Origin of the sequence: Rhodomicrobium sp. Az07 (genome assembly GCF_018619475.1) — a bacterium.
GTDB lineage: Bacteria > Pseudomonadota > Alphaproteobacteria > Rhizobiales > Rhodomicrobiaceae > Rhodomicrobium.
In genome coordinates, this window is record NZ_JAHFZG010000009.1 from 99974 (window position 1) to 111795 (window position 11822).

Here is an 11822-nt window from a genome sequence, read left to right on the forward strand (position 1 = left end):
TTTCGCTTTCACGTCCTGCCGGACGGCTCACCACCAGGCCATGCGGCCCATCACACCGTCACGCTTGATAAGCCAGTGATACAGCCCGCCGGCGATGTGCAGCGCGATCAGCAGAACGAGGATGCCCGCGCCGATCTGATGCGCGGCGGCGAGATTTTCCACTACGGGCTTTGGCTGCTGGTCGATCAGCGTCGGCAAATTGAAGAGGCCGTAGAAGCTCACGGGGCGGTTCGCAGCCTGGGAGAACAGGATGCCCACCAGCGGCTGCGCGATGAGCATGAGATACAGCGCGTAATGGTTCAGCCGGGAGCCGATGCGGATCAGTGCGGGCTGATCGTCGAGCATCGGAGGGTCGTTGTTGAAGCGCACAAGGAGGCGGATCAGCACCAGAAACAGGATGAGCGCGCCGGTCGCCTTGTGGAGACTGTAAAGCTGGCCGCGTATCGGATCGTCAGGGGCTATGCCTTTCGTCATGTAAGCGCCAAGCGCGAGCATGAAAAAAGCCAGGATTGCAATCGTCCAATGGAAGGTGCGGGCCCACGGCCCGTAACGAAAATTCATTGCTTGCTCCAGCTCGTTACTTCCTGAAACGGGATGCGATGAACGCAGCCGTCCGTACCGCCAAGGACGCCCCCGCTCTCGATTGAGACAGGATCGGGTTGACGGACGAAGTGAGCGCCGCGTTCAATGTGTAAGGACACGTTCGAGCCAGAGCGGTTCCAAAAGAAACTGGAATTCGTCTAAGTCGCGAACAGCCTCGCATCAGGGAGGGGAGTTGATGTCGCCGGAGCTTATTCCTTTCATCATCCTCACGATAACGACTGCCGCCGCCGCGCTCGGATTGTATCTGTTCGCCTTGTTCCTGCAACGCAGGCGCGCCGCGAAGCTTGTGCTCGGCGCCCATATCCTTCTCGGCATGGCGGGGCTGGAGCAGGTTGCCGTCGTTATCCGGGGCGCGGCGCCGAGCGGAACGGCAGCGGCGGGACAATTCGGCACGGCGGCGGCCGGGCTGTTCGCGCTCTCGCTGTTCTCGGGCTTCATAGCGCCGATTGTCGCGCAGAGGTCGAAGCAGGGCGGCGTCGCGCTGCTCTATACCCATGTCGGGCTTGGCCTCGGTGGGTTCGCCTCTCTTCTCATCTGGTTCGGATCGTTCGCGATGTGACCGTTCCCTCTCCGGCTTCACCGGAAAAAGGGCAGGGTGAGGGGCGCGCCCGCCGATCACATGCGATGCCCCTGTCGGTTGGCTGCGCACCGAACCTGCGGCCCGGACGGCAGCGGATTGTCAGGATCCGTAGTAATAGGAGGCGAGGCTTTTGGCGGAGCCGGTGAGCGAGTTGACCGCACTCGTCAGGGCCGACGCCTCGGACGACGCCGCAGCAAGGAGCGTGCTGCTTGTCGAAGACGCGCTCGACGTAGCCGCGCTCGTCAGCGCATTCGCCGCGCTGGCGCCAAGCGTCGCCGTCTTGTAGAGGTTGTTCAGACGGGTCTGATAAGCGTTTGAAAGCGACGTCTGCGAGTAATCCTGAAGCGCGGCAAGCGTATTGCCGGACAGCCCCATGCCGCTCGCCGCCGCGGATGCCTCGATCTTGCTCAACCCGTAATTCACGCTTGCGGTGAAGCCGGGATCGGTCTGGAAGCTCTCATAATAGGCCTTCTGCGCATCCGATCCGGTCGCGCCGGTCGCGTCGTTGTAGAGCGTGAGCGCGTTCGTGCCCGCCGTGAGATAAGGCTGCTGATAGCTCACAGCCTGTTCGTAACGCTTCTGCTGAAGCGCGGCCGCCTCCTTCGCGGCCTTCGCCGTCGTCTGCGCGCCAAGATAGGAGGCCGCCGCCGAAGTTGCGCCACCAAGAAGGGCCGTTACTGCTGCTTCTGCCATGGGAGATCCTTTGCGTAGACTGTTTCGAGAGGCTGAAACTGAAGCCGTTCGAGCAGCGCAAGCGTGCGCGGCGCGCGCCCTGCAACGATGAGCCGCGCTGCGCCCATTTCCTTCGCCCACACCTCGAAGGCGCGGAGCAGATGGGCGCCGTACCCGCGCGCGTCGGGCAGCGCGTACCACGCCGTCTTGAACGCGGTCGGCTCGCCCGTGAGGTAATGTGGCGCGATCATCCCGGCGAGGAAGGCCGCCGCGGGCTCCTTCGCCGCGAGCAGCACGCGCCCCGGCTCACCAATTTGCGCGAAGGCGAAGCGGGCAAGCGCGCGGGGATCGACGCGGCGTCCGCCTTCCTCGGCATAGAACCGCAAGCCCAGTTCCACGAAACGGGCGACATCGCCCTCGTCCGCCTGGCGTATGACGCCCCTATTCATGTGGCGAGCCTGTTCTGTGCGCGAAGCACCGCAAGCAATGAATTGATCGCGGCGGCGGCTTCCGATGTGGTCGGCTCAAGCGGCACGTTTGCGATCGCGCCGCCCTTTGCGAACTCGATGCTCTGGAAGAAATCCGCATACTGCTTGTCGAGCTTGCCCGTCGCCGGGTCCACGATATAGGGGTGGCGGGGCGCGTAGGTCGTCGTCTTGGCCATGCTGTCAAGCTCCGTCGGCAAGGCATAGGTCGATAGCTTGCCCGCGATCCAGTGGCCGTAGGACCAGTTCGCGGCATCGCTCCAGACCCACCAGGAAAGCGGGAAATAGGGATAGGGCCGCGCGTCCCACGTGTAGATCATGATGCGGGACACATCGACCATGCGGCCGTCATAAACGGTGCTTTGCGGATTGTTCGCCTCATCGAAAGCGCCGTCCGTCTCGTCGAAGAAGCGCAGCATCGAATGCAGATAACGGCGCTGGATGAGGTTGTCCGGCAGGCCGGTCGAGTAATACGGCACGCCGCTTTCCGCCGATTTCGGGTCGTAGAACACGTTCGGCTGGTTCGATCCCTTGTCGATGGAGGGGCAGCCGAGTTCGGTGAACCAGAACGGCTTGGAGCATGGCACCCACGCCGTCGGCTCCGTCGCCTCGACGCCGCCGTGGCGGTCGAAATGGGCGTTCGACCACCAGCCTAATATATCCTTGTAGCGGTAGATCCACGGCTTGTTGTAGCCCCCGTCGGTGATCGGCGAGCGCACCTGCGCGTCGCGGTCGGCAGTGCCGGCATAATACCAGTCGTAACCCTCGCCGCCCCTGATATTGCCCATCAGGTAGTCGTAATCGCTGATGGCCGTCAGCGTGCCGTCGTCCTTCAGCGCGCAGTCGATGTTGGGCGTGCCGTCGCGCCAATCCGAGAGCGGCCAATAATTGTCGAAGGCGATGGCGTCGATGTTCGGGTCAGCCCACAGCGCGTCGAGATGGAAGATCGCGTCGCCGGAACCGTCGGGCGGCTGGTGGCCGAACCATTCGGACCAGTCGGCGGCGTAGGAAAGCTGTGCGCCCGGCAGGATGGCTTTCACGTCCGCCGCGAGTTGCTTCAGCGCCGCCACGAACGGATAGCCGCCGTCCGCGCCTCGCAGCCATGTGAGGCCGCGAAGCTCCGTGCCGAGCAGAAAAATGTCGACGCCCCCCGCGTCGGCGCAAAGCTGCGCGTAGTGCAGCACGAAGGCGCGATACGGCTCCACGAACGCCGCAACTTCCGCCTCGACCTCGGCCGACTCGCCCGCCGTGCCGTAAGCCTTGGTGATGCGTCCGCGCCAGGGATAGACCGGCTGGCTAGCGCCGCCCGAATACGGATCCGGCAGAGTGTTGCCCGCCGGAATATCCATCAGGATGAACGGCGTAAACGCGACTTCGAGCTTGCGCGCCTTCAGTTCCTTGATGCAGTCGATCAGCGAAATGTCATCCGGCGTGCCGCCGAACGCCGCGTTGCCGTCCACCTGCGAAACGACATGCGCCTCGGTGCGGGACATGCCGGCGCAGCTCCAGCGGTGCGGCATCGTCTCGAAGCTCGCCCGCGTGACGCCCGGCACGAGTTTGCACTCGCCCGCGCGAAGGTCGGTGCCGTACCACGACACGAACAGGTTCACGAGCTTCACGTTAGGCAACTGGCTCTGCATCAGGTTGAGCGAGGTCGCCCAGTCGCATGCGGCGTTGCCGATGCGCCCGGCCTTCTTCGCGGCGCTATAGGCGACAAGCCACAGATCGCGGTCATGGATGCTGAAGCCGTTTTCGGTGGCGACATATTCCGCGCCGGTCACGATCTGGTCGCGCACCACCTCATAGGGCGCATAGGCGAACTCGGTCGCGGCGGGGATCATGGTCACGGCGCGGATGGCGCTGGCATAGGCCGTTTCGTTCGCATCGAAGCCCCTGTCGATCCAGCCTTGCGCGGCAAATTCGCGGATGAGCGCGTTCGCCGTGGCGGCCACCTCGGTCCATGACGCGTCGCTTTCGAGATCGGGGATGGCGGGGCCGATGCGTCCCGTGAACTTGGTAAGGAATGCGCGCGTGTTGTTGTCGACGCGGCCCCTGCCGTCGACCGAGAAGCCGAACGGGCTGAAAAGATTGTCCTTTCCGCTCATGATGCGGACCTCATGGCGCGATGGCGCGCACGCGCGCTTTAGCCGACAGGATGCCGCGCATCACCGGCGACGACGACGCGAGGCGAAACGTTCGTCCGCCGCGTGGCGCCGCGCCGAGCTGGTGGAAACTCACGACAGCAAAGCGCTCGCCCACGCGCCCGAGCGCGGCAACGCGCCCGCCAACCCATGTCGCGCCGCCGTCGTCCGACCAGTCCAGCATGAGCTTCGGGTCGGCGGCCTCCTCGTCGTCGCCCGTGATACCGACCCCCGGAATGATGTCCACGTCGAGTTGGTCGACGATGAGACCGTTCGGGAAGGCGTGCAGCGGCGCGGACTGCGCGAGAAAGAGGTAAGGCTGGCCGCTGGCCGTATAGGATGCGTCGTCCAGCGCGTGAAGACTGGCGTCGAGGCTTGAACCGATGACAACCTTGCCATTGAATGAGGCATGTCCGCGCGCCGTCCAATAGCGGAGGTCGCCGCTGGCGCGCTCATGCCAGAGCCCCGTTGAGAGGTCGAATTCGAACGTCCAGTATGGGCTCGTGATGGCATAGAAATCGTGCCCGTTGAAATGCGTGTAAACGGCATGAAGCGCGCGCCGCTCGTCCCATGACAACGCGGCGATGGCCCGCTCTATGGCGTGGGTGGAGATGCGCTGCGGCTCCGAGCCGGTGAGTTGGCGGACGACGCCGTTATGATCCACGAACAGGAGCGAATCCGCCACGCTCGCGACCGTGTGCTCCGCGATGCAGCCGATGTCGATGTCGGCGCGGATTGGCGCGAAGGCAAACGGCGTCGTGCCCGCGTTCTCCCAGATTTCGAGGCTCGCCTCGCCGAGCGCAATCAGCGCGCCGCGATGGGTGACGACGCGGCGAAGCCCGTCCGAACGGCTCGTGGCGGTGGCGAAGGAAAGCGCGTTCACCGTTTCCGCATCGTTCAGCGCGGTGTGGAAGATGCGCCCGTCCGCGATGGAGAAGACGAGATATCCGTCCAGGAAGGTTACGCTATTCGGCGCGGGCAGGCTCGTGATCTCCGCCCCGGCGATGGCGTTCGTCGCGGTATCGAGCACGTAATAAATGTCGTCGGCGACGATGCCGATCTTCGGGTCGGCTTCCTGGTTCGCGGCCATGATGACCATGCCGCCGCCCGCGATTTCGCCAGTAAGCTGTGTCGCGTTGCCCGCATCGTCGAACAGCGCGGCGCGGGAACCGGCAACCACGTAAAGCCCCTTGCCATAGACATAGAGCATGCCCCGGCACGGGCCGTCGAGCCCGGTCGCGCCCCGGTCGAAACGGCTTGTGCCCGGCACCGCGTAAACCGGAAGCGAGGCCTTCGCCGCCTGTCCCATGGCCTCGGCATAGCCGTTGAGAAGGCGCTGGTTCGACACGAAGCCGCTTTTGTCCTTGTTCGACGTGTGACCGAATTCGACGGAAACCATGACATGCCTCAGGAGCTTGACCGCCACGGCGGTTGACGGGTTGAGAGCGTTCGAGCGCGGGGCGGCGGGTGGCGCCGCCCCGTTTTATCGGCGTTGGCTCGGCAGCGCGGTGAGCGCCCGGTCCTGCGCTGCGCCCGGCGCGTTGACGAAGGCGGCAAGCATTGCCGCATAAGCCTTCTTCGCGCGGCTCTGGATCGAGGATTGCGCCTCGATGCCGCTTTCGCTCGCCAGTTCGACCGCAAGCAGCGCTTTCGCCCCTTCCACGAAACGCGCCGGAAGCGGGAAATCGTCGTCGAGGTCGGCGGTCTCCGGTGTTACGCTGCCCGCGACGATGCCGTCGGCGGCCCATGCCGACAGCATGCCGGCGTAGGCATTCAGCCCGGCGACGGCGCGCGCCGGATCGAGGTTCGCGCCGAGCGGCAGAAGGCCCAGCCGCCGGTACGCGCCGGTGATGACGTCACGCGCTGTAGTCATGCAGAACCTCGCCGAGCGCTTGTCGAAGCCGCGCTTTCGTCCAGCCGGGATCGACCTTCAGGCCGCACTCGGCGGCAAGTTCGAGAAGGCGCCGACGGGACAGTGTGTCGAGCGCTTCGGTTTCGGGCGCGCCCGCATCCGGCGATGCGTCCTCCGCTGCGCTGCCGTCGAGGACGGGAAAGCGCTGCCAGCCCTCCCCGTGCGGCACGTCGCGCACGTTACCGAAAAGGCGAGCTTCGCCCTTCCGGTACATCCAGAGCCGTGTGTCGGCGTGCATCACGCGCCTTTCATCAGGCCCAGGCCGACGAGGGTCGCGCGGATCTCGTTCAGGAGCGTGACGATCGCTTGCGCCTGGGCTTCGGTGAAGCCGTAAGGCTCGACATTGGTTGGCGCCGAATCGGGCACCGCCGCCTGCGCGGACCCGAAGCGCTGCGGGGATGGCGTGGCGTTGTAAAACGAGATGAGGTCGCTCGCGCTCTGGCCGAGCACGGTGCCGTCGGGGTTGCCGTCGGAGAGATGGCGAACGGGCATGGGTGTTCTCCTGATATGAGGGCGATAGGCGCTGCGCTCGCGGCTTTACGCGGCCGAGCCGGAAAGGCGCGTGGCGAGGTCGGGGTAGATCGGCTTGACGCCATAGAGGATGTCGAGCCGCCACATGTTGATGTCATTGACGATGTCGTAATCGCAGATGACGCGGATCGAGAGACCGTTGTAGCTCTGCCGCGCCTTCTTGGCCGCGCCCTCCGGCAGTTCCATCGGCACCATGCAGAGCGCGAACGCGTTCTCATGGAAGACGAGGTTCTGCGGATAGTTGGCGCCCGCCGTGCCCGCGAATGTCAGCGCCGCGTTGGCCGCAGGTGCCGCGCCCACCGTCTGATACTGGCCTGAGACGATGATCGCGGGCGAGATCGTCAACGCGTCGGTTGCGCCGGTTGCGGTGACGGGCGCTTTCACGACGAACTGCTGGAGATACGGCAGCACCTGCTTCGTGACGGGGTTCACGGCGTAGACACCCGCGATGGTGAAAACGTCGCCCGCGTTGAGCGTTGCGCCCGCCGTCAGGCCGTCCACGAGGATAGTCGTTTCGTCCGTGTCCTTCGCGGCGAGCCAGGTGGTTACACCGCTCGCTTGAGCCGCGCCTGAGATCACCGGCGTGCCCGCATGATTGCCCACCGTGTAGTTGACGACGTTCTGCGAGGCGTAGCAGTCGGTGTTGCCGACGAGCGGAAGGCGCGACTTTTCGAGCGCGGTCTTCGCCACATCCGGCACGTGCAGGCTCGTGAAGCTCGACGCCATGCCATAGAAGTCAGCGGGCGAGAGGCAAGCCGTGCGCGGGCTCGGCACCGCCATTTCGTCGAGGCGCTGCGGCGCGGCGATGAAGGCTTTATAGCCGTCGAGCGTCTTCCCCGGCGTGCCGACCCAGTTCCAAACCGACTTGTAGAGCGACAGCACGTCGAGATCGACCTGGTTCGCCAGTGCGATCATGGGATGCTTCAGATAGCGCTCGGCAAAGCGGTCGATGGAGAGCGTGAGGTCTTTCGTCGGGAAGCGAAGGTCTACGCCCCGTTGCGTGTCAACCTTGATCTGCACCTTGCCTTCGGTCGCGTCCTGCATCTGCGCGACAGAGCCGGAACGGACGGCATATTTCACCGGCTTCCGGATGGTGAGCGTGTCGCCGATCTTCGATTCACCGAATTCGGCCTCGTAGGCGCGATAGACCATCTTCGCGGCCACGAGATTATTGTCGAGCTGCATCAAACCTTCTTTGGCGATGAGACTCGGTGTGAGGAGGGTAGAGGCCATGCGGGGAGGCTCCTTGGATTGAGGGAGGCGCGCCTGTTTCGAGGCGGGGCGCCGGACGGACAGCCGTTTGCCGGGATGCGTCAGAAGCCGCGGGCGCGGCGATATTCGTCGAAGCTCATCTGGTCGAGCGGCTTGGCCGCGCTGCCGCCGCGCCCGGTGAGCGCGCCGATTGGCTCTGGAGCGCGGCTGATGGCAGACTGCGCGGTGTCGAGCCGGGCTTCGAGCCGCGCGATTGCCATCACCTGACTGACCGGCGGCAGCGCCGCGAGGCGCGCGGCTTCGCCCGGATTCTTGCCGAGGAAATAGGCAATCTCCGCCCCTAGCGGCGTTTCGCGGATTGCTTCGGCCATGATCGGCGTGACGGCAAGGTTCGGATTGTGCGCCACCTCGTCGAAGTCGGGCACCCTTTCGCGGAAGGCGGCGGTGGATTCGCCCCACGCGTCATAGGCGGCGCGCGATGCGATCTCCCGCGCCTGTTCCGCTTGCCGCGCCAGAATTTCCGCACCGACCTCGCGCACGGCCTGCTCGGCCACGGCGCGAGTGTAGTCCTCGGGCGTGCGGTAATCCTGCGGCCGGCCGGCGTTCTGCAACCGCTGGCGAAGCGCCTGCGCTTGCGCCGCGCTCGTCTGCGCGAGGGCGTCGGCAACCTCCTTGTCGCGAATGAGGCGGTCGACCCGGGCCTTGCGGGGCGCGCCCTTGCGCTGTGCAGGGCCATTGCGGCCTCCGGCTTCGCTCGCATCGTCCTGAAAGGCGGAAATAGCCAAGGCGGCTTCGTCCGCCGACGTGGTGTCGTCGGGGGTGGTCATGCGCGGTCCTTTTGCTGATGGGAGAAAACTAGATGGCGGCGGCGGGGCCTTCGGCAGCCAAACCCTTCGCTTTGAGTTCGGCTTCGGCCTTCGCGGCATCGAGGGCGGCCTGTTGGGCGGCGGCTTCGGCCTTCGCCGCGTCCGCGCCGGACTTCGCAGCGAGACTTTGTGCGCGGGCAAGTTCGGCTTCGGCAAGCGCTTGCTGACGCGCCTGCGCGGCCTGAACCTCGGGCGGAGGCGTTTCGCCCGTGACCTGCGGCGGCAGCGTGCGCTTGAGGCGCGCCGCGATTTCGTCGGCGCCCGGCCAGTCCATGGTCTTCGCCACGAGATCGCCCGCGAGACCCGCCGCCTGCGGCACGGCGCGGATGAACTGAAGCATCGCATCGGCCGCCTCCGAGCGGCGCGTGGCGTAGGCCGGGCCGATCTTCACGCGCACATCGTAAACGCCTTGGCTGAGGTCGTTCAGCAGCATCGGCTTGCCGTCGACGCCCATAACGGCGGCGTTGATGCGCACGGGATCGTGGCTGTCGTCCTCGCGCATGATGCGAAGCGTCCGCTCGCTGTCGTAGATCTTCGGCACGAGGTCGATCAGCGCCTTGCCGAGATGATGCAGCGTCGCCATCAGATTGTCCTGATAGTGCAGCGCGGCATTGCCGCCTTGATTTTCACGCGCGCGAATGGCCACGCCCGAAATCTCGTTCGAACGCGCGCCAAGCGCGGCGTCGTAGATGCCGGTCGTCGCCTTCATCTCGTCGGCGGCGATGGCGCTTTCCTGGGTGAGGGCGGTCGGCACGTCCGGCGGGGGTTCGCGCATCGGGCGGCTGCCCGGCGCGTCCGGGTCGGGCTCATAGAGGAGATACGGCCGCGCGACGGTATTCTGCGTGTCCCACTGGCCCTTGAACTTGGCGATCATGGCGGGCGTGGCAAGGAACGGCGAACGCGGCGCGAGCGCGATGGCTTCGGCGGCCGCCGAGCGCCAGAAATTGTAAAGCTGCTGCGGGTCTCGCGCTGCGCGGATGAGGCCAGAGCGGACGGTTTTCGTCTCCAGCGCCGTTTCCGCGCCGATCACCGGGAAAATCGGGATGTGCCGCCCAGCCCAGGCGTTTGGGCCTTCAAGCACCTCGCTACCCGAAAGGAGATAGCGTTCCACCTTGTGCGAGCGCACCTTGCGTGTCGCCACGATGCCGAGGCGCGGCAGTTCCGCCGGGTCGACCTCGGTGATGTCCACCGTTTCGCCGCGTGCGAGCCGCGCGATGGTGCGTTCCACCGGGCGCTTCACCCAGTATTCGCACACACGCACCGCGTCGCGGCTCGCCCAGAACAGGCCGCTTTCGGCGCTGCCGTCGGCGGGCGTGTCGAAATCGGTCGCCGCCGCGTCGGGGTAGCGCGCCTCGAACTCCTTCTTCCCGATCATCTCGGACACGAGGCAATATTCGGCGTCCGCACGGCTCGGCTCGATGGCCGCCGGATCCCAGAACACCGAAAGCGGATGCTGGATGCGCCGGATCAGGATTTCCTGCTCGAAGGCGTTGTCGTCCACATAGTCGGTGGCGAGGCGGAAATGGCCGATGCCGCACGCGACCGCATAATAGACAGCATGCGCGAAGACATGCGTTGCGTTGGAGCGATACTGGATGTGCCGGAACAGGCCGGAATAGATCTCCGCCAGCGCTTCCGTCGCCGCGCCTCCCGCCGGGATCGCCTTGATCTGCGGCGGGTTCATGCGCACGCTGTTCGCCACCTGATGCACGAATTGCGGCAAGCGGTTGATGGTGAGACACGGGCGGCTCTGCGCCTCGCGCTGCTGGCGCACGGCGGCGGGCCACTGGTCGCCCGCGAGGAACTTCAGATCGGTGAACGCATCTTCGCGGTTCTCGCGATCCTGCAACCATGCGGCTTCGAGGCGCTCCCGCGCCTCCCGAACGATGTCGATTTGGAGCAAGGGAACCTCTTTGGCGCTGCGGGGGCGCTTTCGGTCAACACTGTTGTGGACGGAAGCCGGGATGCGGCCTATGCTGCGGCATATGCCAAGGAGACAAACGTGGGAATGGAACGTCATGTGAAATTGTTCAAGAACGGGCGTAATCAGGCTGTCCGCATCCCGCGTGAGTTCGAACTGCCGGGGGAAGATGCCATCATGCGCAAAGAGGGCGACAAGCTGATCATTGAGCCGGCAAGGAAGTTGTCCCTGCTCGAACTTCTCGACACGCTAGAGCCTTTGGACGAGGAGTTCCCGGAGATCGAAGATCTGCCTGCCGAGCCGGTCGACTTTTGAATGAGGTACTTGCTCGATACGAACATTATTTCAGACTTGGTTCGAAACCCGGCAGGAAATATCGCAAAGCGAATCCGCGATGTCGGGGAGGCAAATGTCTGCACGAGTATCATTGTGGCCTGCGAGTTGCGTTTCGGCGTCGCCAAGAGAAATGCCCCGCGCTTGACTCGGCAGTTGGAGGCGATCTTGCAAACTCTCGATATTCTGCCTTTCGAGTCTCCTGCGGATATAGCCTACGCGGATCTTCGAACCGGCCTCGAAAAAAGGGGCATCCCGATAAGCGCAAACGACATGCTTATCGCCGCCCATGCCATCGCACTCGGATGCACGCTGGTGACGGCCAATGAACGCGAGTTTGCCCGCATCGACGGGCTTCAATTCGAAAACTGGCTGAAATGATACCTTCATAGTTCCCGCGATCCCGTCAGCCATGCGGCTTCGAGGCGCTCCCGCGCCTCCCGAACGATGTTGATTTTAGGCACGGGAGGCCCCTTGTTAGCGGGAGGCAACGGGAAGTCTGCTGTGAGTGACTAATGGCCACAGCAAGAGGTTGTGCATAAATTTCTATTTTAGGTTGAGTTAAG

The 11822-nt window shown here is 64.7% G+C and carries 14 protein-coding genes; 3 read left to right on the forward strand and 11 right to left on the reverse strand.

Annotated elements, in window-relative coordinates:
- Positions 1–27 precede the first annotated feature (27 nt).
- Complete coding sequence (locus KKP04_RS08650; protein ID WP_215029453.1) at positions 28–561, reverse strand: cytochrome b; 534 nt, start codon at positions 559–561, stop codon at positions 28–30.
- A gap of 217 nt (positions 562–778) precedes the next feature.
- On the opposite strand from KKP04_RS08650, the gene KKP04_RS08655 reads away from it, so the two are divergent.
- Complete coding sequence (locus KKP04_RS08655) at positions 779–1162, forward strand: hypothetical protein (RefSeq protein WP_215029455.1); 384 nt, start codon at positions 779–781, stop codon at positions 1160–1162.
- A 120-nt stretch (positions 1163–1282) separates the two neighbouring features.
- Here the strand turns inward: KKP04_RS08655 and KKP04_RS08660 are convergent, their stop codons facing one another.
- The 10 genes from KKP04_RS08660 to KKP04_RS08705 all read right to left on the reverse strand — a co-directional run bounded on the left by KKP04_RS08660 (position 1283) and on the right by KKP04_RS08705 (position 10905).
- Positions 1283–1876: a hypothetical protein gene (locus KKP04_RS08660; protein WP_215029466.1), complete on the reverse strand. Its 594-nt coding sequence runs from the start codon at positions 1874–1876 to the stop codon at positions 1283–1285.
- Positions 1858–2304, reverse strand: coding sequence for a hypothetical protein (locus tag KKP04_RS08665; RefSeq protein ID WP_215029469.1), 447 nt, complete (start codon positions 2302–2304; stop codon positions 1858–1860). Before KKP04_RS08665 ends, KKP04_RS08660 begins: the two co-directional genes overlap by 19 nt.
- Positions 2301–4445 carry a glycoside hydrolase TIM-barrel-like domain-containing protein gene (locus KKP04_RS08670; protein ID WP_215029472.1) on the reverse strand — a complete coding sequence of 715 codons (2145 nt, stop codon included), beginning with the start codon at positions 4443–4445 and terminating at the stop codon, positions 2301–2303. Before KKP04_RS08670 ends, KKP04_RS08665 begins: the two co-directional genes overlap by 4 nt.
- Before the next feature lie 10 nt (positions 4446–4455).
- Positions 4456–5880 (reverse strand): hypothetical protein, encoded by a 1425-nt coding sequence (locus KKP04_RS08675; RefSeq protein WP_215029475.1) that lies wholly within the window; start codon positions 5878–5880, stop codon positions 4456–4458.
- Positions 5881–5964: 84 nt separating this feature from the next.
- A complete protein-coding gene (locus tag KKP04_RS08680) occupies positions 5965–6354 on the reverse strand; it encodes a hypothetical protein (RefSeq protein ID WP_215029478.1) in 390 nt (129 codons plus the stop codon).
- A complete protein-coding gene (locus KKP04_RS08685; protein ID WP_215029481.1) occupies positions 6338–6634 on the reverse strand; it encodes a hypothetical protein in 297 nt (98 codons plus the stop codon). The genes KKP04_RS08680 and KKP04_RS08685 overlap by 17 nt, the downstream gene beginning before the upstream one ends.
- Positions 6631–6885 carry a hypothetical protein gene (locus KKP04_RS08690; RefSeq protein ID WP_215029484.1) on the reverse strand — a complete coding sequence of 85 codons (255 nt, stop codon included), beginning with the start codon at positions 6883–6885 and terminating at the stop codon, positions 6631–6633. The genes KKP04_RS08685 and KKP04_RS08690 overlap by 4 nt, the downstream gene beginning before the upstream one ends.
- A 45-nt stretch (positions 6886–6930) precedes the next feature.
- Positions 6931–8157, reverse strand: coding sequence for a P22 phage major capsid protein family protein (locus KKP04_RS08695; protein WP_215029487.1), 1227 nt, complete (start codon positions 8155–8157; stop codon positions 6931–6933).
- Positions 8158–8237: 80 nt separating this feature from the next.
- Positions 8238–8963 (reverse strand): hypothetical protein, encoded by a 726-nt coding sequence (locus KKP04_RS08700; protein WP_215029489.1) that lies wholly within the window; start codon positions 8961–8963, stop codon positions 8238–8240.
- Positions 8964–8991: 28 nt separating this feature from the next.
- Positions 8992–10905 (reverse strand): portal protein, encoded by a 1914-nt coding sequence (locus tag KKP04_RS08705; RefSeq protein ID WP_215029492.1) that lies wholly within the window; start codon positions 10903–10905, stop codon positions 8992–8994.
- On the opposite strand from KKP04_RS08705, the gene KKP04_RS08710 reads away from it, so the two are divergent.
- A complete protein-coding gene (locus KKP04_RS08710) occupies positions 10897–11238 on the forward strand; it encodes an antitoxin (RefSeq protein WP_371818741.1) in 342 nt (113 codons plus the stop codon). The two genes, KKP04_RS08705 and KKP04_RS08710, sit on opposite strands and share 9 nt — an antisense overlap.
- On the forward strand, positions 11239–11637 hold the full coding sequence (locus KKP04_RS08715) for a type II toxin-antitoxin system VapC family toxin (protein WP_215029495.1): 399 nt from the start codon (positions 11239–11241) through the stop codon (positions 11635–11637).
- Positions 11638–11822 lie beyond the last annotated feature (185 nt).

What these genes read in the sequence shown, in the direction of transcription:
- KKP04_RS08715 (WP_215029495.1), top strand. Translation starts at nt 11,239, where the DNA reads ATGAGGTACTTGCTCGATACGAACATTATTTCAGACTTGGTTCGAAAC.
- KKP04_RS08655 (WP_215029455.1), top strand. Translation starts at nt 779, where the DNA reads ATGTCGCCGGAGCTTATTCCTTTCATCATCCTCACGATAACGACTGCC.
- KKP04_RS08665 (WP_215029469.1), bottom strand. Translation starts at nt 2,304, where the DNA reads ATGAATAGGGGCGTCATACGCCAGGCGGACGAGGGCGATGTCGCCCGT.
- KKP04_RS08690 (WP_215029484.1), bottom strand. Translation starts at nt 6,885, where the DNA reads ATGCCCGTTCGCCATCTCTCCGACGGCAACCCCGACGGCACCGTGCTC.
- KKP04_RS08680 (WP_215029478.1), bottom strand. Translation starts at nt 6,354, where the DNA reads ATGACTACAGCGCGTGACGTCATCACCGGCGCGTACCGGCGGCTGGGC.
- KKP04_RS08650 (WP_215029453.1), bottom strand. Translation starts at nt 561, where the DNA reads ATGAATTTTCGTTACGGGCCGTGGGCCCGCACCTTCCATTGGACGATT.
- KKP04_RS08695 (WP_215029487.1), bottom strand. Translation starts at nt 8,157, where the DNA reads ATGGCCTCTACCCTCCTCACACCGAGTCTCATCGCCAAAGAAGGTTTG.
- KKP04_RS08670 (WP_215029472.1), bottom strand. Translation starts at nt 4,445, where the DNA reads ATGAGCGGAAAGGACAATCTTTTCAGCCCGTTCGGCTTCTCGGTCGAC.
- KKP04_RS08660 (WP_215029466.1), bottom strand. Translation starts at nt 1,876, where the DNA reads ATGGCAGAAGCAGCAGTAACGGCCCTTCTTGGTGGCGCAACTTCGGCG.
- KKP04_RS08675 (WP_215029475.1), bottom strand. Translation starts at nt 5,880, where the DNA reads ATGGTTTCCGTCGAATTCGGTCACACGTCGAACAAGGACAAAAGCGGC.
- KKP04_RS08700 (WP_215029489.1), bottom strand. Translation starts at nt 8,963, where the DNA reads ATGACCACCCCCGACGACACCACGTCGGCGGACGAAGCCGCCTTGGCT.